This window comes from Hydrogenophaga sp. Root209 (assembly GCF_001428625.1).
GTDB lineage: Bacteria > Pseudomonadota > Gammaproteobacteria > Burkholderiales > Burkholderiaceae_C > Hydrogenophaga.
Genome location: NZ_LMIE01000001.1, coordinates 320,426 through 345,244, shown reverse-complemented (window position 1 = coordinate 345,244; position 24,819 = coordinate 320,426). Strand labels below are relative to the sequence as shown.

Annotated in this window: 26 protein-coding genes; 15 read left to right on the top strand and 11 right to left on the bottom strand. The window is 66.9% G+C overall.

The window, feature by feature from the left end:
• Positions 1 to 116: 116 nt before the first annotated feature.
• Positions 117 to 2,387, top strand: a complete 2,271-nt coding sequence (locus ASE11_RS01705; protein ID WP_414842422.1) for an ATP-binding protein — start codon at positions 117 to 119, stop codon at positions 2,385 to 2,387.
• 136 nt (positions 2,388 to 2,523) lie between these two features.
• Here ASE11_RS01705 and ASE11_RS01700 read toward each other — a convergent pair whose 3' ends face one another.
• The 3 genes from ASE11_RS01700 to ASE11_RS01690 form a co-directional block, all read right to left on the bottom strand.
• Complete coding sequence (locus ASE11_RS01700) at positions 2,524 to 2,868, bottom strand: hypothetical protein (RefSeq protein ID WP_056264899.1); 345 nt, start codon at positions 2,866 to 2,868, stop codon at positions 2,524 to 2,526.
• A 175-nt stretch (positions 2,869 to 3,043) separates the two neighbouring features.
• Entirely contained in the window at positions 3,044 to 4,957 is a 1,914-nt protein-coding gene (recQ, locus tag ASE11_RS01695; RefSeq protein ID WP_056264894.1) for a DNA helicase RecQ, read from the bottom strand.
• Positions 4,942 to 5,361 carry a rhodanese-like domain-containing protein gene (locus tag ASE11_RS01690; protein ID WP_056264890.1) on the bottom strand — a complete coding sequence of 140 codons (420 nt, stop codon included), beginning with the start codon at positions 5,359 to 5,361 and terminating at the stop codon, positions 4,942 to 4,944. Before ASE11_RS01690 ends, recQ begins: the two co-directional genes overlap by 16 nt.
• A gap of 79 nt (positions 5,362 to 5,440) precedes the next feature.
• On the opposite strand from ASE11_RS01690, the gene ASE11_RS01685 reads away from it, so the two are divergent.
• Entirely contained in the window at positions 5,441 to 6,487 is a 1,047-nt protein-coding gene (locus tag ASE11_RS01685; RefSeq protein ID WP_056264888.1) for a homocysteine S-methyltransferase family protein, read from the top strand.
• 242 nt (positions 6,488 to 6,729) lie between these two features.
• A complete protein-coding gene (locus tag ASE11_RS01680) occupies positions 6,730 to 7,680 on the top strand; it encodes a TerC family protein (RefSeq protein ID WP_056265621.1) in 951 nt (316 codons plus the stop codon).
• Here the strand turns inward: ASE11_RS01680 and ASE11_RS01675 are convergent.
• Positions 7,677 to 8,282, bottom strand: coding sequence for a Crp/Fnr family transcriptional regulator (locus tag ASE11_RS01675; RefSeq protein ID WP_056264884.1), 606 nt, complete (start codon positions 8,280 to 8,282; stop codon positions 7,677 to 7,679). The genes ASE11_RS01680 and ASE11_RS01675 overlap by 4 nt on opposite strands.
• A 103-nt stretch (positions 8,283 to 8,385) precedes the next feature.
• Here ASE11_RS01675 and ASE11_RS01670 point away from each other — a divergent pair, with 103 nt between their 5' ends.
• The 8 genes from ASE11_RS01670 (at position 8,386) to ASE11_RS26955 (ending at position 15,451) form a co-directional block, all read left to right on the top strand.
• Entirely contained in the window at positions 8,386 to 9,573 is a 1,188-nt protein-coding gene (locus ASE11_RS01670; RefSeq protein ID WP_056265618.1) for a PAS domain-containing sensor histidine kinase, read from the top strand.
• A 17-nt stretch (positions 9,574 to 9,590) separates the two neighbouring features.
• Positions 9,591 to 10,253 (top strand): response regulator transcription factor, encoded by a 663-nt coding sequence (locus tag ASE11_RS01665; protein WP_056265616.1) that lies wholly within the window; start codon positions 9,591 to 9,593, stop codon positions 10,251 to 10,253.
• 160 nt (positions 10,254 to 10,413) lie between these two features.
• A complete protein-coding gene (locus ASE11_RS01660; RefSeq protein WP_056265611.1) occupies positions 10,414 to 11,823 on the top strand; it encodes a CmpA/NrtA family ABC transporter substrate-binding protein in 1,410 nt (469 codons plus the stop codon).
• A gap of 2 nt (positions 11,824 to 11,825) precedes the next feature.
• A complete protein-coding gene (gene ntrB / locus ASE11_RS01655) occupies positions 11,826 to 12,689 on the top strand; it encodes a nitrate ABC transporter permease (RefSeq protein ID WP_056264881.1) in 864 nt (287 codons plus the stop codon).
• Positions 12,690 to 12,756: 67 nt separating this feature from the next.
• Positions 12,757 to 13,551 carry an ABC transporter ATP-binding protein gene (locus tag ASE11_RS01650; protein WP_414842419.1) on the top strand — a complete coding sequence of 265 codons (795 nt, stop codon included), beginning with the start codon at positions 12,757 to 12,759 and terminating at the stop codon, positions 13,549 to 13,551.
• A 46-nt stretch (positions 13,552 to 13,597) separates the two neighbouring features.
• Positions 13,598 to 14,041, top strand: a complete 444-nt coding sequence (gene cynS, locus ASE11_RS01645) for a cyanase (RefSeq protein ID WP_056264874.1) — start codon at positions 13,598 to 13,600, stop codon at positions 14,039 to 14,041.
• Positions 14,041 to 14,508: a DUF1348 family protein gene (locus ASE11_RS01640; RefSeq protein WP_056264871.1), complete on the top strand. Its 468-nt coding sequence runs from the start codon at positions 14,041 to 14,043 to the stop codon at positions 14,506 to 14,508. Before cynS ends, ASE11_RS01640 begins: the two co-directional genes overlap by 1 nt.
• Before the next feature lie 67 nt (positions 14,509 to 14,575).
• Positions 14,576 to 15,451, top strand: a complete 876-nt coding sequence (locus tag ASE11_RS26955) for a methyl-accepting chemotaxis protein (protein WP_056264870.1) — start codon at positions 14,576 to 14,578, stop codon at positions 15,449 to 15,451.
• A 40-nt stretch (positions 15,452 to 15,491) separates the two neighbouring features.
• On the opposite strand, the gene ASE11_RS01630 is transcribed toward ASE11_RS26955, so the two are convergent.
• Positions 15,492 to 16,502 carry a zinc-dependent alcohol dehydrogenase family protein gene (locus ASE11_RS01630; protein ID WP_056264866.1) on the bottom strand — a complete coding sequence of 337 codons (1,011 nt, stop codon included), beginning with the start codon at positions 16,500 to 16,502 and terminating at the stop codon, positions 15,492 to 15,494.
• Between the two features lie 110 nt (positions 16,503 to 16,612).
• On the opposite strand from ASE11_RS01630, the gene ASE11_RS01625 reads away from it, so the two are divergent.
• A complete protein-coding gene (locus ASE11_RS01625; RefSeq protein ID WP_056264861.1) occupies positions 16,613 to 17,476 on the top strand; it encodes a LysR family transcriptional regulator in 864 nt (287 codons plus the stop codon).
• A gap of 19 nt (positions 17,477 to 17,495) precedes the next feature.
• Here the strand turns inward: ASE11_RS01625 and ASE11_RS01620 are convergent, their stop codons facing one another.
• Positions 17,496 to 18,365 (bottom strand): LysR family transcriptional regulator, encoded by an 870-nt coding sequence (locus ASE11_RS01620; RefSeq protein WP_056264858.1) that lies wholly within the window; start codon positions 18,363 to 18,365, stop codon positions 17,496 to 17,498.
• Between the two features lie 97 nt (positions 18,366 to 18,462).
• Between ASE11_RS01620 and bla the strand changes: the two genes are divergently transcribed.
• Positions 18,463 to 19,341 (top strand): class A beta-lactamase, encoded by an 879-nt coding sequence (bla, locus tag ASE11_RS01615; protein WP_056264856.1) that lies wholly within the window; start codon positions 18,463 to 18,465, stop codon positions 19,339 to 19,341.
• A gap of 10 nt (positions 19,342 to 19,351) precedes the next feature.
• On the opposite strand, the gene ASE11_RS01610 is transcribed toward bla, so the two are convergent.
• The 4 genes from ASE11_RS01610 to ASE11_RS01595 form a co-directional block, all read right to left on the bottom strand.
• Entirely contained in the window at positions 19,352 to 19,747 is a 396-nt protein-coding gene (locus tag ASE11_RS01610) for a type II toxin-antitoxin system VapC family toxin (RefSeq protein ID WP_056264853.1), read from the bottom strand.
• A complete protein-coding gene (locus ASE11_RS01605; protein WP_056264850.1) occupies positions 19,747 to 19,959 on the bottom strand; it encodes an AbrB/MazE/SpoVT family DNA-binding domain-containing protein in 213 nt (70 codons plus the stop codon). Before ASE11_RS01605 ends, ASE11_RS01610 begins: the two co-directional genes overlap by 1 nt.
• A 68-nt stretch (positions 19,960 to 20,027) precedes the next feature.
• Positions 20,028 to 20,897 (bottom strand): pirin family protein, encoded by an 870-nt coding sequence (locus tag ASE11_RS01600; RefSeq protein WP_056264846.1) that lies wholly within the window; start codon positions 20,895 to 20,897, stop codon positions 20,028 to 20,030.
• Between the two features lie 13 nt (positions 20,898 to 20,910).
• Positions 20,911 to 21,783 carry a pirin family protein gene (locus tag ASE11_RS01595; protein ID WP_056264842.1) on the bottom strand — a complete coding sequence of 291 codons (873 nt, stop codon included), beginning with the start codon at positions 21,781 to 21,783 and terminating at the stop codon, positions 20,911 to 20,913.
• A gap of 86 nt (positions 21,784 to 21,869) precedes the next feature.
• On the opposite strand from ASE11_RS01595, the gene ASE11_RS01590 reads away from it, so the two are divergent.
• Together ASE11_RS01590 and ASE11_RS01585 are read left to right on the top strand one after the other, a co-directional pair.
• Positions 21,870 to 22,787, top strand: coding sequence for a LysR family transcriptional regulator (locus ASE11_RS01590; RefSeq protein WP_056264838.1), 918 nt, complete (start codon positions 21,870 to 21,872; stop codon positions 22,785 to 22,787).
• 146 nt (positions 22,788 to 22,933) lie between these two features.
• Positions 22,934 to 23,977, top strand: coding sequence for an RNA methyltransferase (locus ASE11_RS01585; RefSeq protein WP_056264834.1), 1,044 nt, complete (start codon positions 22,934 to 22,936; stop codon positions 23,975 to 23,977).
• Between the two features lie 6 nt (positions 23,978 to 23,983).
• Here ASE11_RS01585 and ASE11_RS01580 read toward each other — a convergent pair whose 3' ends face one another.
• Positions 23,984 to 24,763 (bottom strand): hypothetical protein, encoded by a 780-nt coding sequence (locus ASE11_RS01580; protein ID WP_156406192.1) that lies wholly within the window; start codon positions 24,761 to 24,763, stop codon positions 23,984 to 23,986.
• Positions 24,764 to 24,819: the final 56 nt, after the last annotated feature.

The window sequence follows — 24,819 nt, the reverse complement described above, 5'->3', positions numbered from 1 at the left end:
CCGCAATCCCTGCGGTCCGCACCCCGACCGACCCGCGAGAGGGCCGCACCGCCTTCTTGGGCGAAGGGCGCGTGTTCGTGCCGCACGGCCTTCGCCAGGCGCCGGTGCTCGACCTCATGTGCTCTCACTTCGTGCTCACCCTGGCCGCGCGCCAGGGCCCGCGCTTCAACGTGCGGCGCGACCTCAACACCCTGCTCTCGCTGGCCGGTCGCCACCTCGTGTGGCCGCACACCGTGTTGTTGCGCCTGCGCGAATTCCTGCAGCGCCGCTGCAAGGACAACGAACTCTGGAGCGGCCACGACGGTCTCACCACCAACGCCTTCATGGAGCGCTACGGTGTCTGGCGCGGTCCGTACGAAGAAGGTACGCTGTTCTTCTACCTGGACGAATACGCCAAGGAATCGCCCAAGGACCTGCTCTCGGTGCTGGCCGTCACGGGTGAATGGCTGAGCCACTCGCTGAAGAAGCAGTCCACGCTGGTCGAGAAGAACATCGATGCGCTCGCCGGTCTGCTGCAGCTCAACCGCGCCGAACGCGCCCTGTTGCTTTACGGAACGCTCGCGCGCTACCAGCGCGACCTGCGCTCCATCCTGGTCGAGTTCAAGGTGAACAACGCGCCCGAGGCCTACGCGGCGATCGCCGACGTGGCCGGCGTGAAAGCCAGCGAGGTCGGCGAGGCGCTGCGCGCCGGCTCGCGGCTGGAGCGCATCGGCATGGTGGAAAACCTCATCTCCGAGCACAACATCACCGACCTGGCCGACCTCATGAAGGTCAGCGAAAAACTGCCGCCGGTGCTGATGCGCGAGTACCGCACGCAAAGCGAGCTGATGGCGGTGTTCACCCGCCCGGCGGCCCGTTCCATGCTGAGCCCGAAAGACTTCGACTACGTGGGCGAAGACGTGCGCCTGCTCTGCGGCCTGCTGCGCGAAGCCGTGGCGCGCAAGGAGCCTGGCGTGAACGTACTCATGTACGGCCCGCCCGGCACCGGCAAGACCGAGTTGGCGCGCGTGGTCGCGCAGGCCGCCGGCCTGGAGCTGTTCGAGGTGGAATACGCCGACCGCGACGGCAACGCGCTCTCGGGCCGCGACCGCTACCGCTCGCTGCAGATCGCCCAGGTGTTCCTGAAAGGCACGGCGCACTCGGCCTTGCTGTTCGACGAGGTGGAAGACGTGTTCCCGCCGATCTCCAGCGAGGCCGCGCAGATCATGGCGCGCGCCGAACACGTGGCGGCCTCGCACACCGGCAGCGTCAGCGGCAAGGCCTGGGTCAACCAGATCCTGGAGACCAACGCCGTGCCCACGCTGTGGGTGACCAACCGCATCGAGCAGATCGACCCGGCGTTCCGCCGCCGTTTCGCCTACCACCTTGAGCTCAAGAGCCCGCCGCCCGGCGCGCGCGAGCAGCTGGTGCGCAAGACGCTGGAGGACGCGCCGGTGTCCGACGCGCTGGTGGCGCGCCTGACCGAGCGCAAGGGCCTCACGCCGGCGCAGATCCGCACGGCCTTGCGTTTCGCCCAACTCGCGGCCAGCCCGGCCAAGCCCGCAGCGCGGCGCAGCGCCAAGGCGCGCGGCGCAGCGGCACCGGTGCTCGACGACCTGATCGAACGACAACTGAAGAACGCCGACCTGGCCCTGGGTCGCAAGCCCGACCTGGTGCAGCGCCCCAGCGTCACGCAGTACAGCCTGGACATGCTCAACGTCGAGTCGCGCTACGAACTGCCGCGCGTGATTGCCGCGCTGAAGGCGCGCGGCCACGGCTGCCTGTGTTTCCATGGCGCGCCCGGCACCGGCAAGACCGCGCTGGCCGAACACCTGGCGCAGCAGCTGGAGCGCCCGCTCATGATCCGCCGTGCCAGCGACCTGGTGAGCAAGTTCGTGGGTGAGACCGAGCAGCAGATGGCGGCGATGTTCCGCGAGGCCGAAGCCGAGAAGGCCGTGCTCCTGCTGGATGAGGCCGACAGCTTTCTGCAGGACCGGCGCGGCGCGCAACGCACCTACGAAGTGACCGAGGTCAACGAGATGCTGCAGGGCATGGAGCGGTTTTCCGGCATCTTCATCTGCACCACCAACCTGATGGACAGCATCGACCAGGCGGCGCTGCGTCGCTTCACCTTCAAGATCCGCTTCAAGCCGCTCACGGCCGCGCAGCGCGAGACCATGTTCGTGGTGGAGGCGTTGGGTGGCGACGCCACGCGGCTGAGCGCGGCGCACGCCGCTCGGCTGACCAAGCTCGACCAGCTCTGCCCGGGCGACTTTGCCGCGGTGAAGCGGCAGGTCGAGATCCTCGCCGAAGCGCTGGAGCCCGATGAATTCATCGCCCAGCTGGAGGCCGAGCACCGCATCAAACCCGAGGTGCGCGAGGCACGCGGCATGGGCTTCGTGCACTGAGCCCACGCGCTCTCCATGCAAAAGGCCACCGCGAGGTGGCCTTTGCATTTCCAGAGGTGCCGCGGAACCGGCTTTGCCGGGCCGCTGGCACCGCCCCCTTGAGGGGGTGACGCCGCAGGCGGCGCGGGGGTGCCTTCTAATGCACGAGCAGCATGGGTTTGCTGGGCAGTTCGTCGGCCGAATAGTCCGGGTGGTTGTTCACGAAGAAGCGCAGCTTCTGGTCGAGTCGGCCGATGCGGGTGTTGGCCACGCTCTCGCAGTGGTGTTTGGAGATCAGGCCGAACAGCTTGCTGCGCAGGAACCAGAGATCCTTGGGGCTTTGGCAGGACAGGAGCGCGGCGTGGATGCGCACGCGGATCGGGTCCTGGATGTCGGCCATCGCGGCGTGAAACTCGTCCACCAGAAAGTCCAGCTCGAGCACCTGCGTGTCGTGGTACTGAACCCTTTTGCTTTTGCCAATCCAGGGCAGCCAGGAAAACATGCAGTGCTCCGTTCGAGATGTTCGGGGTGTTGGGGGAAGTCCCCGGGTACACCTCAAGCATCGTCAGATGGGCGGCATTCTTGAGCAACGACAGGGGCCTGAAAGCCCTGTTGCGATGAGCGGTCGGGCGTGTCAGCCGATGGTGGTGGTCGGGGCGTCAAGTCCGGTCAGGCGATCACCCGAAAGCACTCACCACCCGCAGCACCTCTTCGCCGTAAGCCTCGCGTTTTTTCACGCCCAGGCCGGCGATGCCGTCCAGATCGGCCAGCGTGCGGGGTTGGCGCGCGGCAATCGCGCGCAGGGTGGCATCGTGAAAGATCACGAATGCCGGCAGGTTGTGTTCCTTGGCCACGCCGGCGCGCCAGGCCTTGAGCGCATCCAGGCTGTCGCGTGCCGCCAGGGTCAGCGGCTGGCCGTCGTCGGCCACGGTGGCGCGGGCACTGCGCTGGCGGCTGGTGCGCCCGGAGCCGGCGGCCTTCTCGGCCAGCGACTTGAGCCACACGGGGCTCTGCCCCTTGAGGATCTCGCGTGCTGCATCCTGCAGGTGCAGGGTGTTGTAGTGCGCCGCGTCCACCTGCACCGCTTCGCGGGCGATGAGCTGGCGCAAGAGCGCACGCCACTGCGTCTCGGACAGGTCGGCGCCGATGCCGAAGGTGGACAGCTTGTCGTGCCCGTGTTGCGTCACCTTCTCGGTGACCTTGCCGCGCAGGATGTCCATGATGTGGCCGGCGCCAAACGCCATGCCGCTGGACTGCTGCACGCGGTAGATGCACGAGAGCAGTTTGCGCGCCGACTCGGTGGCGTCAAAGAGCTGCGGCGGGTGCAGGCAGTTGTCGCAGTTGCCGCAGGGTTCGCTGTGTTCACCAAAGTAGGACAGCAGCCGCACGCGCCGGCAATCACTCGCTTCTGCCAGCGTCAACAATGCGTCGAGCTTGCCGCGCAGCACCTGTTTGAACTCGTCGGCCGCCGGGCTTTCGTCGATCATGCGGCGCTGGTTCACCACGTCCTGCAGGCCGTAGGCCATCCAGGCGTTGGCGGGCTCGCCGTCGCGCCCGGCGCGCCCGGTCTCCTGGTAGTAGCCCTCGATGTTCTTGGGCATGTCCAGGTGCGCGACGAAGCGCACATCGGGCTTGTCGATGCCCATGCCGAAGGCGATGGTGGCGACCATGATCAGGCCTTCCTCGCGCAGGAAGCGGTCCTGGTGGCGCTGGCGCACGGCGGCGTCCAGGCCGGCGTGGTACGGCAGGGCATGCAGGCCGGCTTCGCACAGCATGGCGGCCACCTCTTCCACCCGACGGCGCGACTGGCAGTACACGATGCCCGCGTCGTGCTCGTCGCCGCTGGTGTGTTCGTCGCGGATGAAGCGCAACAGCTGGGTGGTGGCGTCCTTCTTTTCCACCAGCTGGTAGCGGATGTTGGGTCGGTCGAAGCTGCTGATGAAGGTGCGGGCTTCCTGCAGTTGCAGGCGCTCGACGATGTCGGCGCGCGTGAGGTCGTCGGCGGTGGCGGTGAGGGCCACGCGCGGCACGCCGGCAAAGCGCTCGTGCAGCACGGCCAGACCACGGTACTCGGGGCGGAAATCGTGGCCCCACTGGCTCACGCAGTGCGCCTCGTCAATCGCAAACAGGGCGAGCTTGCCGCGCTCACGGAGCGAGTCGAGCAAGGCCAGGAAACGTGGCGTGGTCAGGCGCTCGGGCGCTGCGTACAGCAGGGTGAGGTCGCCGCGCAGCATCTCTTTTTCCACCCGCTGCGCGTCTTCGCTGGAGAGGCTGGAGTTGAGGAAGGCCGCGGCCACGCCCGCTTCGAGCAAGGCGCCCACCTGATCGTGCATCAGCGCGATCAGCGGCGAGACCACCACGGTGAGGCCCTGGCCGCTGCGCTCGCGCACGATGGCCGGCACCTGATAACACAGCGACTTGCCGCCACCCGTGGGCATGAGCACCAGCGCGTCGCCACCGCCACCCACGTGCGCCACGATCTCGGCCTGTGGGCCACGAAAAGCGTCGAAGCCGAAGACCTCCTGCAGAACGCCGACGCTGGCTTCCAGGATCTCGCTCTCGGGCGCGATGTCGATCACATCTGCTCCCATGGCAGACCGTCATGCCGCCAGCCGTTCAGACTGGAGCGTTTGAAATCTTCGTTGAGTTCGCCCTCGAAGCCGTGTACCACGTGCGCCACCTCGGTGAAGCCGGCGGCCTCCAGCGCCTGGCCGGCGTCCAGTGTGCGTTTGCCGCTGCGGCAGATCAGCAGCACCGGGCGCTGCTTGTCGCCCGCTTCCTGCTCGACGGCTTTCGCGAAACGCGCCGGGTCGGGCGTGAGGTCGGGGTATTCGTACCAGGGGATGTTCTCCACGCCGGGCGGGCGGCCCACGTAGAGCGATTCGATTTCCATGCGCACGTCCACAAACAGCGGAGCGACTTCGCCAATGGCTTCGCGGCGCTCGCGTTCGGCCTGCAGCCAGGCCCAGGCCTGCTGGGGCGTGAGGTGTTTCATGGCGCCTATTGTCGGGGAAAGCCTGAGGCCACCCGTCTGCCGGCGGGCCCGGACCCGTGTCGCTTCTTACAATCCCGGCATGACTTCCCCCGCTTACACCCGCGCCCAGGCGCTGCCCGAGATCCTGAAACACCGCATCGCCATCCTCGATGGCGCGATGGGCACCATGATCCAGCGCTTCAAGCTGGGCGAGGCGCAGTACCGCGGCGAGCGCTTCAAGGACTTCCACAAGGACGTGAAGGGCAACAATGAGCTGCTCAGCCTCACGCGCCCCGACGTGATCCAGGACATCCACGAGGGGTATCTGGCGGCCGGTGCCGACCTGATCGAGACCAACACCTTTGGCGCGACCACCATCGCGCAGGACGACTACGACATGGGGCACCTCGCGCGCGAGATGAACCTGGCCTCGGCGCGCATCGCCCGTGCGGCCTGCGACAAGTTCAGCACGCCCGACAAGCCGCGCTTCGTGGCCGGGGCTCTCGGCCCCACGCCCAAGACCGCGAGCATCAGCCCCGAGGTGAACGACGCCGGCGCGCGCAACGTGACTTTCGAGCAGCTGCGCGCGGCCTACCTGGAGCAGATCGAGGCGCTGGTCGAGGGCGGTGCCGACGTGTTGCTGGTGGAGACCATCTTCGACACGCTCAACGCCAAGGCCGCGCTGTTCGCGATCGACGAGTTTTTTGAGAAGAGTGGCGAGCGCCTGCCCGTGATCATCAGCGGCACCGTCACCGACGCCTCCGGCCGCATCCTCAGCGGCCAGACGGTGAGCGCCTTCTGGGCCAGCGTGCGCCATCTGCAGCCGCTGGCCGTGGGCCTGAACTGCGCGCTGGGTGCTGCGCTCATGCGCCCCTATATCCAGGAGCTGGCCAAGGTCGCGGGCGATACCTTCATCAGCTGCTACCCCAACGCGGGCCTGCCCAACCCCATGAGCGATACCGGTTTTGATGAAACCCCCGAGGACACCAGCCGCCTGCTGCGCGAGTTCGCGGCCGAGGGCCTGGTCAACATCGTGGGCGGCTGCTGCGGCACCACGCCCGAGCACATCGCGGCCATCCACCAGAGCGTGGAGCCGCTGGCGCCGCGCAGCCTCAAGCGCGATGTCTTTTACAGGGAAGCGGCCTGATCATGACAAGACCTTCAGGAAAAACCTGAAGGTCTTTCAGTTTGCGGGGCCCGCGTTTCCCGCTGACAATCGCGCTTCCCTTCAAGGGGAGTAGTCAACCTGCCACCCGGCGCCAAGCCGGGCTCGGTGGGTGGGGTTTTCGTCAATACGCGACCTGTCGGCCGCCGGAAACTCCCAACCGCACCATGCGCGGCCGTGGCAAGACCTTGGGGTGTTCTTTCAACACCAAGCTGAGGTTTTTCATGGAAAGCATTGCCCCGTTGTGGCTGTGGGTCGTCTTCGTCGTGTTCGTCGTGGCGGCCCTGTTTGTCGATTTTGTCGTGCTCAAGAAGCAGGGCGCGCACGAGGTGGGCGTCAGGCAGGCGGTCAACTGGTCGCTGCTCTGGGTGGGCTTGAGTTTTGTCTTCAACGCCCTGTTCTGGTGGGCCGTGAAGGACAGCACCGGTTCGAGTGCGATCGCCAACGAGAAGTCGCTCGAATTCCTCACGGGCTACCTGATCGAGAAGAGCCTGGCGGTCGACAACATCTTCGTCTTCCTGCTCATCTTCACCTACTTCGCCGTGCCCGCGGCCTACCAGAAGCGCGTGCTCATGATCGGCATCGTGGGCGCCATCGTGCTGCGCACCGTGATGATCCTGGTGGGCGGCTGGCTGCTGGCGCAGTTCCACTGGATCCTCTATGTGTTCGGCGCCTTCCTGCTGCTCACCGGCGTGAAGATGTGGTGGGCCGCGGGCCAGGAGCCCAGCCTGGACGACAACCCCGCGCTCAAGCTGCTGCGCAAGCTGCTGCCCGTGAGCAAATCGTTCGACGGCGAGAAATTCTGGACGGTGGAGAACGGCAAACGCATCGCCACGCCGTTGCTCATGGTGATCTGCCTGGTGGGGTTGACCGACGTGATCTTCGCGGTCGACTCCATCCCCGCCATCTTTGCCATCACCAAGGACCCGTTCATCGTGCTCACCAGCAACGTGTTCGCCATCCTGGGTCTGCGCGCCATGTTTTTCCTGCTGCAAGCCGCGGCCAGCCGCTTCCACCTGCTGAACTACGGCCTGGCCGTGATCCTGGTCTTCATCGGCAGCAAGATGCTGTTGATCGATGTGTTCAAGATTCCGGTGGCGGTGTCGCTGGGCGTCGTCCTGTCGATCCTGGCCATCACCATGATCTGGAGCGCGAAGACTGCCCCGAACACCTAAGACTGTTCGGGAATCAAGCGGTCAATCTCCTGCTGCATCGACAGCACGAGCTGACCGTACAACTGCAGCTTGGTGTCGTTCTCGCGCAGCCGCTGGCTCAGGCGCTGGGCCACGGCGCTGAGCAGCTTGGCGGCGGTGGTGGGCTCTTCGTCGATCAGGGTCTGCAGGGCGGCCCGGGTGAGCACGGCGCAGCGCACCTCGGTGCTGGCGGTGCAGGTGGCCGAGCGGGCTTCGCCGTCCATCAGCGACATCTCGCCCATGAGGTGGCCCGGCCCGAGCACGTTCACCGTGTGGGGCTCGGTGCGGCTCACCGTCACCGCCTCCACCGTGACCTCACCCTCGATCACCAGCGCCATGAAGCCGTCTTCCCCGCCACTGTGGCCCTGGCGGATGATGGCTTCGCCCTCGGCGCAGCGCCGCAACGCCATGTAGCCCACCACCGTCAGCGCCTCGGCCGCGCTGAGCTGGATCAGTGCGTTGGTCGAACGCAGCAACTCGGCGGCCCGGTGGGCGGTGGTGGAGACAGTCACGCGGCTGTGGCGGCGCTGGCGCGCCCGGGCGGCGGTGTAGCGCTCGCCGAAGAGTTTGTCGAACAGGGCCATGGGAGATACCGGTGTGCTGCGGGGGGTTGTGCTGCGCATTGTCACCCCGGGCGCCCACCGCACCACGCACCGCTTTGGCACATTCATTGCGTGCCACCGCCACATGCAGATCGACGCCCCCACCCCGCCCACCCGTGCCTGGGGCGATCCGCTGGCGCTGTTGCTGGCCTCCACCGGCGAAGGCGTGTTCGGCATTGATCTGGACGGCTTGTGCGTGTTCATCAACCACGCCGGCGCCCGCATGATCGGCTTTGAGCCCGACGAATTGCTGGGCCGCAACATGCACGACCTTACCCACCACTCGCACGCCGACGGCGCGCACTACCCGGTGGAAGACTGCCCGATCTTCAAGGCGTTTCTGGAAGGCCTGCCCTGCCGCATCGACACCGAGGTGTTCTGGCGCCGCGACGGCTCAGGCTTCCCGGTCGAGTACTCCAGCCACCCCATCGTCGACGGCGGCGCCGTGCGCGGCGCGGTGGTCACCTTCGTCGACATCACCGACCGCAAGCGCGCGGCCGACGCCCTGCAGCGCGCCAAAGACGAGTTGGAGGAGCGCGTAGGTGAGCGCACGCTTGCGCTGGCCACAGCGCTCAAGCAGGTGCGTGAACTGGCTGCACGCTCGGAAGCCGTGCGCGAGGAAGAGCGCACGCGCATTGCGCGCGAGGTGCACGACGAGCTCGGCAGCCTGCTGGTGGCGCTCAAGATGGACGTGAACTGGCTGGACAAGCGCCTCTCCGAGCAGGAGCAGCGCACGCTGGAGGCCGCCGGCGACATGCGCGAGCGCATGCGCTGCAAGTGCCAGAACATGAGCCGCCTGATCGAGAACGCGGTGGACAACGTGGGTCGCATCATCACCGACCTGCGCCCCAGCATCCTGGACCACCAGGGCCTGTGGGCCGCGCTCGAATGGCAGGCGCAGGAATTCGTGCAGTCGGCCGAGATGTCCCTGAACTGGTGCATGGAGGTGGACGACGTGCCGGACCCGCCCGAGCCGCTGGCCATGGGTGTGTTCCGCATCTTCCAGGAGATGCTGAGCAACGTGGGGCGCCACTCGCGCGCCGACCGCCTGGGCGTGCACATCGTCGTGAAGGGGACTTCGCTGCGACTCACCGTGCAAGACAATGGCGTGGGCGCGCCGGCCCAGGCGTTTGAGGCGGCCGATGCCTATGGCGTGATGGGCATGCGCGAGCGGGCGCGGCATTTTGGCGGCGACATTCACATCGACAGCGCACCAGGACAGGGCACGCGCATGGGCCTGACGGTGACACTGCCCCCTGGAGACCTGGTTTGAACACGCAATTCGACCTGATGACCGAAACCATCCGCGTGCTGATCGGTGACGACCACCGCATCGTGCGCGAGGGGCTCAAGCAGATCCTGGCAGACGCGCCCGACGTTCAGGTGGTGGCCGAGGCGCAGACCGGTCCCGAGGTGCTCGACGTGGTGAGGGCCTTCCACGGCAGCGAGGGACTCGATCTCGTGCTGCTCGACATCGCCATGCCCGGGCTCGACGGGCTGGACGTGCTGCAGGCCATCAAGCGCGAGCACCCGCGCCTGCCGGTGCTCATGCTCAGCACCTACCCCGAAAAACAGTACGCGGTGCGCTGCATCCGCCTGGGTGCGTGTGGCTACCTCAACAAGAGCGCCGACCCCGACGACATGATTGCGGCGGTGCGCAAGGCCGCGGGCGGCGCGGTGTTCGTGAGCCAGGCCACGGCCGAAGCGCTCGCCGCCGCGGTGGGCAGCGCGGGTGCGCAGACCGGACCCGAGGCGCTCTCGCACCGCGAGTACCAGGTCTACCGCCTGCTCACCCAGGGCCGCACCGTGAGCGAAATTGGTGCGCAACTCGGCCTGGCGGCCAACACGGTGAGCACTTACCGTGCACGCGTGCTGGACAAGACCGGCGCGAAGAACGACGTGGAGCTCGCGCTCTACGCCGAACGCCACGCGCGCGCGCCCAAATCCGCCTGAATGCCCACCTGAAGGCCGACGCTGTGTAGGGCTGGCCCTACACAGCGTCGGTCAGCGCCCCGCGACTTGCGCAGCCCTGCGGCCACAGACGCCGCCGGCACGGCATCTGGCCCGGTGCTTGCAATGACCACCTCGTTCATCAACACACGAGGTGCGCGCCATGTCCGAATTCTTCGATCCCTACAACGCCGACCGCCCGCTCATGCTCAAGTGCAGCTGCGGGCGCGACCACTCAGTAGCCGACCACCACGCCGAGGTGGCCGCCGATGGTGCGGCCATTGAGTTGCGCCGGCGCAGCGAGACCGCCGAGTTCGAGGCCTACAGCAACGAGTTCATCGAGGCCACGCTGGTCAAGGCGCTGTTCCCGCACGACGAGGTGCGCCGCCGCTTCCTGCGCGCGGTCGGCAAGGGCACGGCCATGGCCGCCATTGCGAGCGTGTTGCCTGTGGCCAGCCTGCAGGCCATGGCGCAAGAGAAACAGGGGTCGCTGGAGAAGACCAACCTGAAGATCGGCTTCATCCCGATCACCTGCGCCACGCCGCTGATCATGGCCGCGCCGCTGGGCTTCTACCAGAAGCAAGGCCTCAACGTCGAAGTCACCAAGACGGCGGGCTGGGCGCTGGTGCGCGACAAGATGATCAACAAGGAATACGACGCCACCCACTTTCTCTCGCCCATGCCGCTGGCCATCAGCCTGGGCCTGGGCAGCAACGCCGTGCCGATGAACGTGGCGACCATCCAGAACATCAACGGCCAGGCCATCACGCTGGCGCTCAAGCACAAGAACAACCGCGACCCGAAGAACTGGAAGGGCTTCAAGTTCGGCATTCCGTTCGACTACTCGATGCACAACTTCCTGTTGCGCTACTACCTGGCCGAGAACGGCCTGAACCCCGACACCGACGTGCAGCTGCGCGTGATCCCGCCGGCCGAGATGGTGGCTAACCTGCGCGCCGGCAACATCGACGGCTTCCTCGGCCCCGATCCGTTCAACCAGCGCGCGGTGTTCGATGAGGTCGGCTTCATCCACGTGCTCACCCGCGACCTCTGGAACGGCCACCCCTGCTGCGCCTTCGGCACCAGCACCGAGTTCATCCAGAAGAACCCCAACACTTTCGCAGCGCTCTACCGCGCGGTGCTCACCTCGGCCGCCATGGCGCGCGACCCGAAGAACCGCGAGCTGATTGCCAAGGTGATCGCGCCCAGCCAGTACCTCAACCAGCCCGAGGCCGTGCTCACGCAGGTGCTCACCGGCCGCTTTGCCGACGGCCTGGGCAAGATCCAGAACGTGCCCGAGCGCGCCGACTTCGATCCGATGCCATGGCAGAGCATGGCCGTGTGGATGCTCACGCAGATGCAGCGCTGGGGCTACGTCAAGGGTGACGTGGACTACAAGGCCGTGGCCGAGAAGGTGTTCCTCATCACCGACGCGCGCAAGCACATGAAGGACCTGGGTCAACCGTTCGCCGCGGGCGGTGGCTACACCAAGCACACCATCATGGGCAAGGTGTTCGACGCGGCCAAGCCGGCTGAATACCTGAAGAGCTTCGCCATCAGCAAGGCGGCCTGAAGATGAAGACGGCCTCCCTCAACCTGCGCGCAGCCCTGGTCTCGCTGATCATCTTCTGCCTCTTCATCGGGGCCTGGCAGCTGTCCACCTCGGGGCCGTCGATCGGCGGCTCGTCGAGCGGCATGACGGCCGAGGAGATCGAGTACGCCAAGATGATGGGCAAGGACCCCGGTGCCGAAAAGAGCACCGGCTTCCCGCCGCCGATGGAAGTGGCCAAGGCCAGCTGGGGGCATCTGTCCGATCCGTTCTACGACAAGGGGCCGAACGACAAGGGCATCGGCATCCAGCTTGCGCACTCATTGGGCCGCGTGGGCCTGGGCTTTCTGCTGGCCATGGCGGTGGCCATTCCGCTGGGTTTTCTCATCGGCATGTCGCCGCTGATGCACAAGGCGTTTGATCCTTTCGTGCAGGTCTTGAAGCCCATCAGCCCGCTGGCCTGGATGCCGCTGGCGCTCTACACGCTGAAAGACTCGGACGTGAGCGGCATCTTCGTCATCTTCATCTGCTCGGTCTGGCCGATGCTGATCAACACCGCGTTCGGCGTGTCCGCCGTCAAGCGCGAGTGGCTCAACGTGGCCAGCACGCTGGAGGTGAACACTATCCGCAAGGCCTTCCAGGTGATCCTGCCCGCCGCCGCGCCGACCATCCTCACGGGCATGCGCATCAGCATGGGCATCGCCTGGCTGGTGATCGTGGCCGCCGAGATGCTGGTGGGCGGCACCGGCGTGGGCTACTTCGTGTGGAACGAGTGGAACAACCTCTCGCTGACCAACGTGATCTTTGCCGTGCTGCTCATCGGCGTGGTCGGCATGCTGCTCGACCTCATGTTCGCCCAGCTGCAGAAGGCGGTGACCTATGTGGAGTGACACCAGCGTGCGCGAAACCGCCACCCTGTCCCAAGCCTCTGTACCGGCCCCAACGAAAGCGCCCAAGATGACCGGTTTCCTCCAGGTTGAAAACCTCGCCAAGGCCTACCAGGCCGACAAGCCGGTGTTCGCCGACGTGTCCTTCGCCATCGACAAGGGCGAGTTCGTCTGCATCATCGGCCACAGCGGCTGCGGCAAGACCACCATCCTCAACGTGCTCGCCGGGCTCGACACCGCCACCTCGGGCCATTGCTTCATGGACGGCCGCGAGATCGCCGGCCCGAGCCTGGAGCGCGGCGTGGTGTTCCAGAGCCACGCGCTCATGCCCTGGCTCACCGTGCGGCAGAACATCGCGTTTGCCGTCAAGTCGCGCTGGCCCGACTGGAGCCGTGCGCAGATCAATGCGCACGTCGAAAAATTCGTGGCGCTGGTGGGTCTGAGCCCGGCCATCGACAAGAAGCCCAGCCAGCTCTCGGGCGGCATGAAGCAGCGCGTGGGCATTGCGCGGGCCTTCGCCATCCAGCCCAAGATGCTGCTGCTCGACGAGCCCTTTGGCGCGCTCGATGCGCTCACGCGCGGCACCATCCAGGACGAGCTGATGGGCATCGTGCGCGAGACGCAGCAGACCGTTTTCATGATCACGCACGACGTCGACGAAGCCATCCTGCTGGCCGACCGCATCCTGCTCATGAGCAACGGAACCGAGACGCCCGACGGCTACAAGCCCGGCGGCATGGCCGAGGTGGTGGTCAACCCGCTGCCGCGCAGCCGCACACGCGCGCAGCTGCACCACCTCGATGGTTACTACGACCTCAGAAACCACATCGTGGACTTCCTGGTTTCGCGCGCAAAAGCGCACTGACGGTTTCCCCCTTCCTTTTCTTCAACATCAGCAACGAGGCAACACCATGAGTCGACTCGACGTCACCGAAAAAATCATCACCACCAAAGTCACCAAGGGCCTGAGCTGGGCCGACGTGGCCAAGAAGGTGGGCCAGTCCAAGGAATGGACCACCGCGCTGTGCCTGGGCCAGATGACCGCCACGCCCGCCCAGGCCAAGGTGCTGGGCAAGATCTTCGGCCTCTCCAGCGACGAGCAGAAGTGGCTGATGGTCGTGCCGTACAAGGGTTCGCTGCCCACCTCGGTGCCGACCGATCCGCTGATCTACCGCTTCTACGAACTCGTGAGCGTGTACGGCACCACCTTCAAGGAACTCATCCACGAAGAGTTCGGCGACGGCATCATGAGCGCGATCGACTTCAAGATGGACATGCAGCGCCAGGCCGACCCGAACGGTGACCGCGTGAACATCGTGATGTCGGGCAAATTTCTTCCGTACAAGCAGTACTGATGGAGCCGCGCCCGCCACTGCCGCCCTTCACCGCCGAGTCCGCCACGCAGAAGGTGCGCGGGGCTGAGGACGCGTGGAACAGCCGCGACCCGGACCGTGTGGTCAAGGTCTACACCGAAGACACGCGCTGGCGCAACCGCGCGGAGTTTCCGGTGGGCCGCGATCAGGTGCACGCCTTCCTGGTGCGCAAGTGGGCGAAGGAGCTCGACTACCGGCTCATCAAGGAACTGTGGGCGTTCAATGCCAACCGCATCGCCGTGCGCTTCGTCTACGAATGGCGCGACGACTCGGACCAGTGGTTCCGATCGCACGGCAACGAGAACTGGCAGTTCAACGAACTCGGCTACATGGAGCAGCGCCACGCCAGCATCAATGACCGGCCCATCCACGAGAGCGAGCGCCTGTTTCATTGGCCCCTGGGTCGGCGGCCCGACGACCATCCCGGCCTGAGCGTCCTCGGACTTTGAGCGCCCGGGCTCAAGCCGGGCCGCCTTGTGTCGAAAAACCTTGGATGGTTCACGGGCAAGGAGTTCAATGATGGGCTGCAACGGTGAGATCGGGACGGCCAACGGCGCCGCTGAGACGCGCGACAGAGGCGCGGCGGTCGAGCAGCAGATTGCTGCCATCGCCTCGCTTTCGGAATCCCTCTTGCGGGGGGTCGACACGGCGCTGGATGAGGTGAGCAACGTCAACCTCTCGACCCAGCTGCTGTCGGTCAACGCGCGCATTGAAGCCGCGCGCGCCGGCGCGGCGGGCGGCAGCTTCGCGGTGGTGGCGACCGAAATGAACCGCCTCTCGAGCGAGGTCAAGTCCCTCACCGCGCGGCTGCGTGGCGACGCCCACGAAACCGGCCGTCAGGTGCGCGACGCGCGCCTGTGCGAACTGGCCTTGACCAACATCGACCTCATCGACCGCAACCTGTACGAGCGCAGCTGCGACGTGCGCTGGTGGGCCACCGATGCGGCGGCGGTGGATTGCGTGCGCGATCCGAGCGCGCCTCACCGCCAGCATGCCCAGCGCCGCCTCGGCCAGATCCTCGATTCCTACACCGTGTACAGCGACCTCGTGCTGGTCGACGTGCATGGCCGTTTGCTGGGCGTGCTGGGCATCCTGTTCGACTGGGACGCGCTGGCGGGGACCATCGTGCGTCGCACGCCGCTGACAGCCGACGAATGGGCCCGCACCCGCGTCTGCATCATCGACAACACCGGCCGCGTGTTGGCCGACTCGATGCAGGACGGCACATCTCAGCTGGACATCAGCGTGTGGAAAGCGCTGCTGAAGCAGCCCCCCAGCTCGGCCGTCCTGCGCATCGAAGGCCGGGAGACCTGCGTCGCTCACGCCGCCTCGCCCGGATACGAGACCTACCGCAGCGGCTGGCACGGTGCCAACTCGGCGCGGACCCACTGAGCACCGATCCACCGGCACGTTTGAGCACAACGCTCTCCGCTCAGGCGACGTCAACCACCACCTTGCCCACGGCGCGGCCGCTCGCCATGCGGGCATGTGCCTGGCTGGCGCAGTCCAGCGTGAACCTCTGGTCATCCACAAGCGGATGGAGCCGACCCGCATCGACCCACTCGGCGACCCGGGCCAGGATGTCGCCGTGGTGCGCGCGGCCCATGCCGCTGAGCATGGGCATCAGCGTGAACACGCCCGAATAGGTGGCGCCCCGGAAGGACAGCGGCGCCAGCGCATGGGTACCCCAGCCGAGCGCGCTCACCACGTGGCCCGTGTACCGGCGCACCGACACGAAGGACGCATCGAGCGTGGCGCCGCCCACGGTGTCGTACACCACATCGAATCCCTCATCGGCGGTGTGCTCGAGAACATAGTCGGCTGGCGTTGAAACCGTGTAGTCAATGGGCGTGGCACCCAGCGCTCGGACCCGATCGAACTGCGCCGGCTTCACGGTGGTGAAGACCTCGGCGCCCAGCGCGCGGGCCATCTGGATGGCGATGCTTCCGACCCCGCCCGCGCCCCCATGCACGAGCACTTGGTGACCAGCGTCCGTGCGCGCGCGGTCCACCAGACCTTCCCAAGCGGTGATGGAGACCAGAGGGAGCGCGGCCGACTCCCGCATGGACAGGGTCTTTGGCTTGTGCGCGAGGAGGTCGGCATCGACGGCGGCGTATCTGGCCAGGGTGCCTTGCAGGCCGCCCACGCCGCCCACGAGGCCGTAGACCTCATCGCCCGGCTGGAAGCGAGTCACGCCGACACCGAGTTGAACGACCACCCCGGCCAGGTCCATGCCGAGGATCGCGGGAAGTGGGTGCTTCGCATGGGCCGCCGTCCCGGCGCGAATCTTGGCGTCCAACGGGTTGACGCCGCTGGCGGCAATGCTCACCAGAACATGCCCCGCAGGGACGTCTGGAAGCGGGAGTTCGGCGATGCTGAAGGGGCCGTTGGTTTCGCGGACGAGGGCGGCCTGCATGGTGGCGGGAAGCGTTGAGAGGGACATGATGAGCTCCTTATTCACAGTGGGTGATGCTGGGATTCCACTGTGCCGAATTCACATTTGCATGTAAATTCACAAAACTGAACTCTATAAATTCATTTTTGAATGTGACCATGGACTGGAGTGATGTCCGCATCTTTCTGGCGGTGGCCCGCTCGGGCTCGTTGAATGGCGCGGCGCAGCGTCTGGGCCTGTCTCAGCCCACGATGGGACGCCGCGTGCGGGCGCTGGAAGAGTCCACCGGTCAACGGCTGTTTCAACGTGGACGCGAGGGGTTTCAACTGACGGATGAAGGCGCGTCGGTACTGCGGCACGCCGAGCGCATGGAAGAAGAGGCGCTCGCCATCGAAAGACAGCTCGCCGGACAAGGCGCCGAACTCCAGGGCCTTCTTCGCGTGTCGTCCTCAGACTGGTTTGGACTCCATGTGCTCTCGCCTGTCGTGGCGCGATTCGCGGCGCTCCACCCAGGCGTGCGCATCGACCTCATCACCGACGCGCGCTTTCTCGATCTGGCGCGACGCGAGGCCGACCTGGTGTTCCGCATCCGGCCTTCCGAGAGCCCGGAGGTGGTCCAGCGGCAGTTGCTGCACATGACCTACGCCCTGTATGGGCCTGCCGGGGCGCCGCCGCCGATCGCAGGCAACGGCGAAGGCACCCGGCTCATCACACTGGACACGGCGCTCGAAGACCTCCCGGATGTGCACTGGTTGCAGACCACGTTTCCAGCGGCCACCTTCGCGCTGGGGAGCAACAACCGCGATGTGCAGGCCCGCCTGTGCGCCCTGGGGGTCGGTTTTGCCGTGCTGCCCACGCTGCTGGGAGACGCCTTTCCCGGGCTCGAGAGACACGACATCGATCCTGTTCCGCCAGGCCGTGATGTCTGGTTCGCCTATCACCAGGACCTGCGGGGGCTCGCGCGGTTGCGCGCATTTCTGGACCTTGTGATCGAAAGCATCGGCGACGGCACCGTGTTGTGACCGCCGTCGATGGGCTCGTTCAGCGCTGCGCTTCCGGCGTCTGCTGCTCGATCCACTCCTGGAACGCCTTCATGGCCGAGCTTTTGCGCCGCGTCTTCAAGCGTGCGAGCCAGTACCCGCCCACGTCCACCTCGACGTCGAACAGGCGCACCAGCCGCCCGCTTTGCAGGTCGCGGCTGAACAGCGCCAGCGGAAGCAGCGCCACGCCCGCGCCCTGGGCCGCCGCGTCGGCCAGCACCAGTGACGAGTCGAACATCGGCCCAGTGAGCAGGGGCGAGTGCGCACCGGCCGCTTCGAACCACTGAGGCCACTCGTCCGAGCGGTAGGAGCGCAGCAATGTCTCGCGCCCGAGGTCGGCCACCGCGCGGATGCGGTGTGCCAGGGAGGGCGCGCACACCGGCGCGAGTGGCGCGGCCAGCAGGTGGCGCGTCTGCATGCCGGGCCACTGGCCGTCGCCAAAGCGGATCGCGCAGTCCAGCCCCTCGGCGGCGAGGTCGATGCGGTTGTTGTGCGTGAACAGCCGCAACTCAATGAGCGGGTGGCGCGCCTGGAAGTCGCGCAGGCGCGGCAGCAACCAGCCCACCGCAAAGGTGCCCACGGCGCCCACCGACAACACCTCGCGCTTGTGCGCGCCCTTGAAGCTCTCCAGCGTGGCCGAGACGCGCGCGAACGCGTCCACCAGCGTGGGCAAGAGGGCCATGCCCTCGTCGGTCAGGGCCAGCCCGCGCGGCACGCGCCGGAACAGCGGCTTGCCCAGGCGCTGCTCCAGGTTCTTGACGTGCTGGCTCACGGCGGTCTGCGTGAGATTGAGCTCCTGCGCCGCGCGCGTGAAGCTCAGGTGCCGCGCCGACACCTCGAAGGCGCGCAGGGCGTTGAGTGGCAGGTCCATGGGATCCCCAAGTTTTTCTGTGGTCAGTCCTTGATTATTCCCGTTTGAATGTCGGGCCCGCCCTGCCTACGATACGGGCCTTTTTCAAGGAGAACCCATGATCGATCGACGCACTTTCTTTCTGACCCCCGGCGCCGGGCTGGCATGCAGCCTGGCGGGATTGCCCATCAAAAATGCGTGGGCGGACACGACCCCTTTGCAGGACAGCCTGCGCGAGATCGAGGCCATGGCCCGGGGCCGCCTGGGCGTGCACATCATCGACACCGCCACCGGGCGCGAACACGGTTGGCGCTCGGACGAGCGCTTCCTCATGCTGAGCTCGTTCAAGCTGCTGGCCAGCGCCCTGGTGCTGGCCCGGGCGGACCGGGGCGAAGAGTCGCTGGAGCGGCGCATCCGCTTTCGCCAGCAGGATCTGGTGACGTGGTCACCCGTGACGGAGAAACATGTGGGCGGCGAGGGCCTGAGCCTGGCGCAGCTGTGCGAAGCCACGATCACCACCAGCGACAACACAGCCGCCAACCTCATCCTGGCCAGCTACGGCGGCCCGGCGGCGCTCACCGCGTTTGCCCGCCGCCTCGGTGACACCGTGACACGGCATGACCGCACCGAGCCCGAGCTGAACCGCCGCGCCGCCAGCGGTGAGCCGCTGGACACCACCACGCCGCGCGCCATGGCGCACACGGTGCGCAAGCTGCTGCTGGGCGATGCGCTGGCACCGGCCTCGCGCGAGCGGCTGCTGCAATGGCTGCTGGCCAACACCACCGGCGGCAAGCGCTTGCGGGCCGGGGCGCCCGCAGGATGGCGCGTGGGTGAGAAGACCGGCACCGCCGGCGACGATGCGAACGACATCGGCATCGCGCTTCCACCGCAACGTGCGCCGCTGATCGTGACGGCCTACCTGGCCGAGAGCGCCACCGATGGCGCGACGCGCGATGCAGCGCTGGCCAGCGTGGGGCGCTTGCTGGCTCGGGTCTGAAGATGCCGGGTCAGTGTGCTGGCGATTTCGGAAACAGGACCACGCCCGGCAGACCTTCGAAGTGGGCATCGCAGGTGAGCAGTTCGGCGCCTTTCTGCACGGCCGTGGCGTACACAATGGCGTCGGCCGTGGCCAGCTTGTGCTGGCGGTGCAGATCGACTGCCAGCAGCGCGGTGGCCGTGTCCAACGGTGTGACCAGGCACTTCATCGTGTAGGCGATCACCTGATCGGCCTGCGATTCACCGAGTTCGCGCCACAACCATTTGGACAGCTCCAACTGCACGATGGTCGGCACAACGCACAGGTCCTTCTCTGGGATCTCCTTGGCGAGCTTCTTGCCGACCGACGAGGCGATCAGCCATTCGATCCAGGCCGAGGTGTCGACCACGCGCAAGGGCGCCGCCATCAGAAGCGGTCCTTGCGATCCCGGTACCCTGCCGTGCTTGCGCCTTTGGCAATGCCGGCGAGTTGCTTGAGTTCGGGCACCGGCATCACCAGCACGCCCTTGTCCTTGGGAATGAACACGAACTCCTGGCCCGCCTCCCAGTGCAGTTCGTCGCGAACGGCTTTGGGAATGGAGATCTGGAATTTGCTGGAAAGTGTGGCGGTACTGGACATGTCTGGCTCCGGATCTATCGATAGACGAACGGTAAGAATATACCAAACTCTGTCCGAATGCAGCCAGCCTATCCCGGCAGCGGAATCCATTCCTGGTTGTCTTCCGGCGGCAGTGCAAAGCGCCCCGCCGCCCAGTCGGCCTTGGCCTGCTCAATGCGGTCCTTGCGCGAGGACACGAAGTTCCAGAAGACGTGGCGCTCGCCCAGCGGCTCGCCGCCGAAGACCATGAGCGTGCTTCTCAAGCGGGCGGTGATCACCGCGTCTTTGTCGTCGCCGAACACCAGCAGCTGGCCGGGCTCATACGTCTCGCCGGCGTGTTCGATCTCGCCGCGCGCCACGTAAACCGCCTGCTCGCTGTGGCCACCGGGTAGCGCAAGGCTCGCGCCGGCCTGCCACTCGGTGTGCAGGTAGAAGAGGGGTGAATGCGTCTTCACGGGGCTCTTCATGCCGTAGGCCTCGCCCGCGATCAGGCGCATCCACACGCCACCCTCGTCGCGCACCGGCAGGTCGGCTGCCGGGTAGTGGGTGAAGGCGGGGTCGGTCTCTTCGTCTTTCTCGGGCAGAGCCACCCACAGCTGCATGAGTTCCAGCCCGCCGCCGGCGAACGAGTCGGGGTGCGTGAACCGTTCGGAGTGCGAAATGCCGCGCCCGGCCGTCATCCAGTTCACGTCCCCGGGGTTGATGAGCTGGTGCACGCCCAGGCTGTCCTGGTGCAACACCTGGCCGCTGAGCAGGTAGCTCACGGTGGACAGGCCGATGTGCGGGTGCGGCCGCACGTCGGCCGCGCGCGTGTCTTCCGGCGCCAGCGTCACCGGCCCGGCGTGGTCCACGAAGATCCACGGGCCGACCATGCGTCGTTTGGCGTAGGGCAGCACGCGCCGCACTTTCAGGCCGTGGCCCAGGTCGGCGGCGCGCGCGGTGATCACCATTTCAAGCATCGTGTTCTCCTGCTCAAGCGTCGGCTGTGATGCGGCCCATGCGGCCGCTCTGAAAGTCCGTGAAGGCCTGCTGGATCTCGGCCTCCGTGTTCATCACGAACGGACCATAACCCACCACCGGCTCGTCGATCGGTTCACCGGTCAGCCAGAGCACGGTGCTGTCCTCCAGCACCTCCAGCGTCACGTCCTCGCCTTCACGCGAAAACACGGGCAGATTCGCTGCCACCACTTCCTGGCCATCGGCCAGGCGCAGGCGGCCGCGCAGCACCAGCGGTGCCGTGGTGTGGCCTGCGGCGGCCGGCAGGGTCACCGTGTGACCGGCCTTCAGGCGCAGGTCCCACACCTGCATGGGCGTGAAGGTGTGGGCCGGGCCTTTCGCGCCGAGCAGTTCGCCCGCGATGATGCGCGCCGTGCCTGCGCCATCGGGCAGTGCCACCTCGGGGATCTGGTCGCGCGTGATGCCCTGGTAGCCAGGCGCGGCCATCTTGTCGCGCGCCGGCAGGTTCACCCACAGCTGCACCATCTCGAACGGCCCGCCGGCTTTCGCGAAACGCTCGCCGTGGTACTCCTCGTGCACGATGCCGCTGGCCGCCGTCATCCACTGCACCTCGCCGGAGCCGATGGTGCCGCCACCACCACTGGAGTCACGGTGCGAGACCTCACCGTCGTAGACGATGGTCACGGTCTCGAAGCCGCGGTGCGGGTGCTGGCCCACGCCACGCTGCTTCGTGGTGGGCTCGAAGCGTGTCGGGCCGCCGTAATCGAGCATGAGGAAGGGCGAGAAGCGCTCGGGCCGGTCGTTGTACGAAAACATGCTGCGCACCGGAAAGCCGTCGCCGACCCAATGGCCGCCGACGCTGCGCTGGATGAAAGAAACGGTTTTCATGGGGGTGTTCTCCTTGTGAACGTCCACTGTACCGGGGTCATGCGTGCGTGATAAGTCGGTAAGATCACAAATCATTTTTCAATGAGATGAACAATCCGGTGAACCCGCAGAACCCCGATTTGAACGACACCCTGGTGTTCGTGCGCGTGGCGCAGGCCGGTGGCTTCAGTGCCGCCGCGCGGCTGCTGGGCATGCCCACGTCCACCTTGAGCGTGCGCGTGTCGCGGCTGGAAAAGCGCCTGGGCGTCACGCTGCTTCAGCGCACGACACGCCGGCTGCACCTGACCGAAGCGGGCCAGACCTATCTGCACCAGGCCGCGCGCGGGCTCGAAGACATCCTGCAAGCCGAGGCTCAGCTCGATGCCGGCAAACACGAGGCCCAGGGCCTGCTGCGCATCACGCTGCCGATCGACATGGGCGACGACCAATTGCTGGGCATTCTCAGTGGCTACCGCGCGCGCCACCCGGGTGTGGCGGTCGAGCTGGTGTTTTCCGATGCGCGGCTCGACCTCGTGGCGCAAGGTCTGGACCTCGCCTTGCGCGCCGGCGAACTGGCCGACTCCAGCCTGGTGGCGCGCCAGATCGGCCAGGCGCGCTGGGCGCCGTTTGCGCATCCGGACTACCTGGCGCGTGCGCCGGCGCTGCGCGTGCCGAAAGATCTGACGCAACACGCCACGCTGTGCTTCAGCCCGCTCGGGCGCGACAGCTGGACGCTCACGCGGGGCAAGACCCGCGCGCAAGTGCCGCTGCGTTGCGCCTTTGCCGCCAACGACATGCGCCTCATTCGCCAGCTCGCGCTCGATGGCCAGGGCGTGGCCCTGCTGCCGGACTACGTGTGCCGGCGCGAGGTCGACCACGGGCACCTGGTGCCGCTGTTGCCGGGTTGGTACGCGCGCACCGACCCTATCCACCTCGTCTACCCGGGTCAGCGTTTCGTGCCGGCCAAGCTGCGTCACTTCATCGATGAGGCAGGGCCGGCCCTCTCGGCCTTGTTTGACCGGTAATGCGCCTTTGTTTCCGTTCGGACTGAGCCTGCCCCTTCGACAAGCTCAGGATGATCGGGTGAGAGGGCTTCGACAGGCTCAGCCCGAACGGGGAGGGGGTTCACGCGCCTTTTTCAACGCCGTCATGGCTGTAAGCTTCTCCCCCCATGCGCATCGAACACCTCCGCCAACGCCTGCACGCCCTGGGCGCCAACCCGCGCCACACACAGCGCGTGCTGCGCCTGTGGTCGCAGGCCTTGCCGCAGCACAGCGGGCGGCGCGAACTCGCGCACTTCCTGCCGGCCACGCTGGTGGCGGCGCTGCCCACGTTGGCCGACGAGCTCGCGGGCCTGGCGCGGCTGGAGTCGCAACACCCTGGCGAAGACGGCTCGGCCCGCCTGCTGGTGGCGCTGGCCGACGGCCAGACGGTGGAGAGCGTGCTGCTGCCGCGCGACGGCCTCTGCGTGTCCACACAGGTCGGTTGCGCGGTGGGCTGCGTGTTCTGCATGACGGGCCAGGGCGGCCTGGTGCGCCAGGTGGGCAGCGCCGAGATCGTGGCGCAGGTGGCGCTGGCGCGCGGTTTGCGGCCGGTGAAGAAAGTGGTGTTCATGGGCATGGGCGAGCCAGCGCACAACCTGGACAACGTGATGGAAGCCATCGACCTGCTCGGCACCATCGGCAACATCGGGCACAAGCAGCTGGTGTTTTCCACCGTGGGCGACCCGCGCGTGTTCGAGGCCTTGCCGCTGGCGCGTGTGAAACCCGCGCTGGCGCTCTCGCTGCACACCACCAAAGCCGACTTGCGGGAACAGCTGTTGCCCCGCGCCCCGCGCATGACACCCGACGAACTGGTGGCCGCCGGCGAGCGCTACGCACGCGCCACCGGGTATCCGATCCAGTACCAGTGGACGCTGCTCGAAGGCATCAACGACGGCGACGACGAAATCGAGGGCATCGTGCGCCTGCTGCACGGCAAGCACGCCATCCTCAACATGATTCCGTACAACACGGTGGACGACCTGCCCTACCAGCGCCCCAGCTGGGCACAGGCCGCGTCGATCGCCCGCCGCCTGCACCGCCGCGGCATCCTCACCAAGCTGCGGCAGTCGGCCGGGCAGGACGTGGAGGGCGGCTGTGGGCAGCTGCGTGCGCGGGCCGAGAAGCCCGCGAGGCGGGTGATTCCCCTGCGGGTGCAGGGCGCCAACGCCTGAGGGCTCTCAAGGCCTGCCGAGGGCCGGGCCTTCGCCGGGCCGGTGCTGCGCAAACACCACCTGCGCGCAGAGCTCGTCGCGCGCCGAGGCGATGCGGCGCAGGTGCTGTCGCCACGCCGGGCTGCTCACGCCGCTGTGGCTGTGGGCCCAGAGCGGCGGGCGCGTTTCGTCGTCGAACACCATCACGCGCGGCAGGCGCGCAAAACACTCCAAGGCTTCAAGGCGGCCGTCGGTGATGGCGATCAAACCCTCGCGCACCGGCTGGCGCATGAACTGCGCGCCGCTGCACACGTGGGCACACACGAAGCCATAGACCTCGTCGCGGCGGTTGGTGGGGATGAGCATTTCGGCGAGCCGCACCAGGCCGGATGTGCCGAAGTCGCGGGCGCCCAGGCCGCCCGGCACCGGCATGCCGCAAAAGGTGCCGAGCAGGCGGTCGCGGGCGCGGGCGTGGTGGGCCACGGCAAGGAAGCGGTTGGTGAAACGGGGGTCGTCAATGCCGGCGGCGAGCGCATCGGTGCGGTTGAGCAGTTGCCAGATCAGCAGGGCGAGCATGACCCGCGTCTGGTCGATGCCGATGGTCATCGCCACGCGGTGCACCGGCCGCTCGATCGGCGGCGCATCGCCATCCAGTGCCTCGTGCGCCGTGATCGTGGCCAGGATGGCGCGACGCTGCTCGTCGTGAAAGCCGAGCCCGCCCCGGGCCTGCGTGCACGGTGGGTCAAACCACCATTGCAGCAGCGCAGCGGTGGTGGGCGTGACGCGCTGCGACACGGTTGGGTTCATGTTGTCCTCCTTGCGGTTGTGGTTTTGGGTGAGCGATTCAATCAACAAGTGAATTC

What these genes read in the sequence shown, in the direction of transcription:
- ASE11_RS01595 (WP_056264842.1), bottom strand. Translation starts at nt 21,783, where the DNA reads ATGAAAACCGTTTCTTTCATCCAGCGCAGCGTCGGCGGCCATTGGGTC.
- ASE11_RS01670 (WP_056265618.1), top strand. Translation starts at nt 8,386, where the DNA reads ATGCAGATCGACGCCCCCACCCCGCCCACCCGTGCCTGGGGCGATCCG.
- ASE11_RS01675 (WP_056264884.1), bottom strand. Translation starts at nt 8,282, where the DNA reads ATGGCCCTGTTCGACAAACTCTTCGGCGAGCGCTACACCGCCGCCCGG.
- ASE11_RS01585 (WP_056264834.1), top strand. Translation starts at nt 22,934, where the DNA reads ATGCGCATCGAACACCTCCGCCAACGCCTGCACGCCCTGGGCGCCAAC.
- ASE11_RS01685 (WP_056264888.1), top strand. Translation starts at nt 5,441, where the DNA reads ATGACTTCCCCCGCTTACACCCGCGCCCAGGCGCTGCCCGAGATCCTG.
- ASE11_RS01705 (WP_414842422.1), top strand. Translation starts at nt 117, where the DNA reads ATGTGCTCTCACTTCGTGCTCACCCTGGCCGCGCGCCAGGGCCCGCGC.
- ASE11_RS01620 (WP_056264858.1), bottom strand. Translation starts at nt 18,365, where the DNA reads ATGGACCTGCCACTCAACGCCCTGCGCGCCTTCGAGGTGTCGGCGCGG.
- ASE11_RS01700 (WP_056264899.1), bottom strand. Translation starts at nt 2,868, where the DNA reads ATGTTTTCCTGGCTGCCCTGGATTGGCAAAAGCAAAAGGGTTCAGTAC.
- ASE11_RS01580 (WP_156406192.1), bottom strand. Translation starts at nt 24,763, where the DNA reads ATGAACCCAACCGTGTCGCAGCGCGTCACGCCCACCACCGCTGCGCTG.
- cynS (WP_056264874.1), top strand. Translation starts at nt 13,598, where the DNA reads ATGAGTCGACTCGACGTCACCGAAAAAATCATCACCACCAAAGTCACC.
- ASE11_RS01690 (WP_056264890.1), bottom strand. Translation starts at nt 5,361, where the DNA reads ATGAAACACCTCACGCCCCAGCAGGCCTGGGCCTGGCTGCAGGCCGAA.
- ASE11_RS01600 (WP_056264846.1), bottom strand. Translation starts at nt 20,897, where the DNA reads ATGCTTGAAATGGTGATCACCGCGCGCGCCGCCGACCTGGGCCACGGC.
- ASE11_RS01640 (WP_056264871.1), top strand. Translation starts at nt 14,041, where the DNA reads ATGGAGCCGCGCCCGCCACTGCCGCCCTTCACCGCCGAGTCCGCCACG.
- ASE11_RS01610 (WP_056264853.1), bottom strand. Translation starts at nt 19,747, where the DNA reads ATGGCGGCGCCCTTGCGCGTGGTCGACACCTCGGCCTGGATCGAATGG.
- ASE11_RS01665 (WP_056265616.1), top strand. Translation starts at nt 9,591, where the DNA reads ATGACCGAAACCATCCGCGTGCTGATCGGTGACGACCACCGCATCGTG.
- ASE11_RS01630 (WP_056264866.1), bottom strand. Translation starts at nt 16,502, where the DNA reads ATGTCCCTCTCAACGCTTCCCGCCACCATGCAGGCCGCCCTCGTCCGC.
- bla (WP_056264856.1), top strand. Translation starts at nt 18,463, where the DNA reads ATGATCGATCGACGCACTTTCTTTCTGACCCCCGGCGCCGGGCTGGCA.
- recQ (WP_056264894.1), bottom strand. Translation starts at nt 4,957, where the DNA reads ATGGGAGCAGATGTGATCGACATCGCGCCCGAGAGCGAGATCCTGGAA.
- ntrB (WP_056264881.1), top strand. Translation starts at nt 11,826, where the DNA reads ATGAAGACGGCCTCCCTCAACCTGCGCGCAGCCCTGGTCTCGCTGATC.
- ASE11_RS26955 (WP_056264870.1), top strand. Translation starts at nt 14,576, where the DNA reads ATGATGGGCTGCAACGGTGAGATCGGGACGGCCAACGGCGCCGCTGAG.
- ASE11_RS01625 (WP_056264861.1), top strand. Translation starts at nt 16,613, where the DNA reads ATGGACTGGAGTGATGTCCGCATCTTTCTGGCGGTGGCCCGCTCGGGC.
- ASE11_RS01650 (WP_414842419.1), top strand. Translation starts at nt 12,757, where the DNA reads ATGACCGGTTTCCTCCAGGTTGAAAACCTCGCCAAGGCCTACCAGGCC.
- ASE11_RS01660 (WP_056265611.1), top strand. Translation starts at nt 10,414, where the DNA reads ATGTCCGAATTCTTCGATCCCTACAACGCCGACCGCCCGCTCATGCTC.
- ASE11_RS01590 (WP_056264838.1), top strand. Translation starts at nt 21,870, where the DNA reads ATGAACAATCCGGTGAACCCGCAGAACCCCGATTTGAACGACACCCTG.
- ASE11_RS01605 (WP_056264850.1), bottom strand. Translation starts at nt 19,959, where the DNA reads ATGTCCAGTACCGCCACACTTTCCAGCAAATTCCAGATCTCCATTCCC.
- ASE11_RS01680 (WP_056265621.1), top strand. Translation starts at nt 6,730, where the DNA reads ATGGAAAGCATTGCCCCGTTGTGGCTGTGGGTCGTCTTCGTCGTGTTC.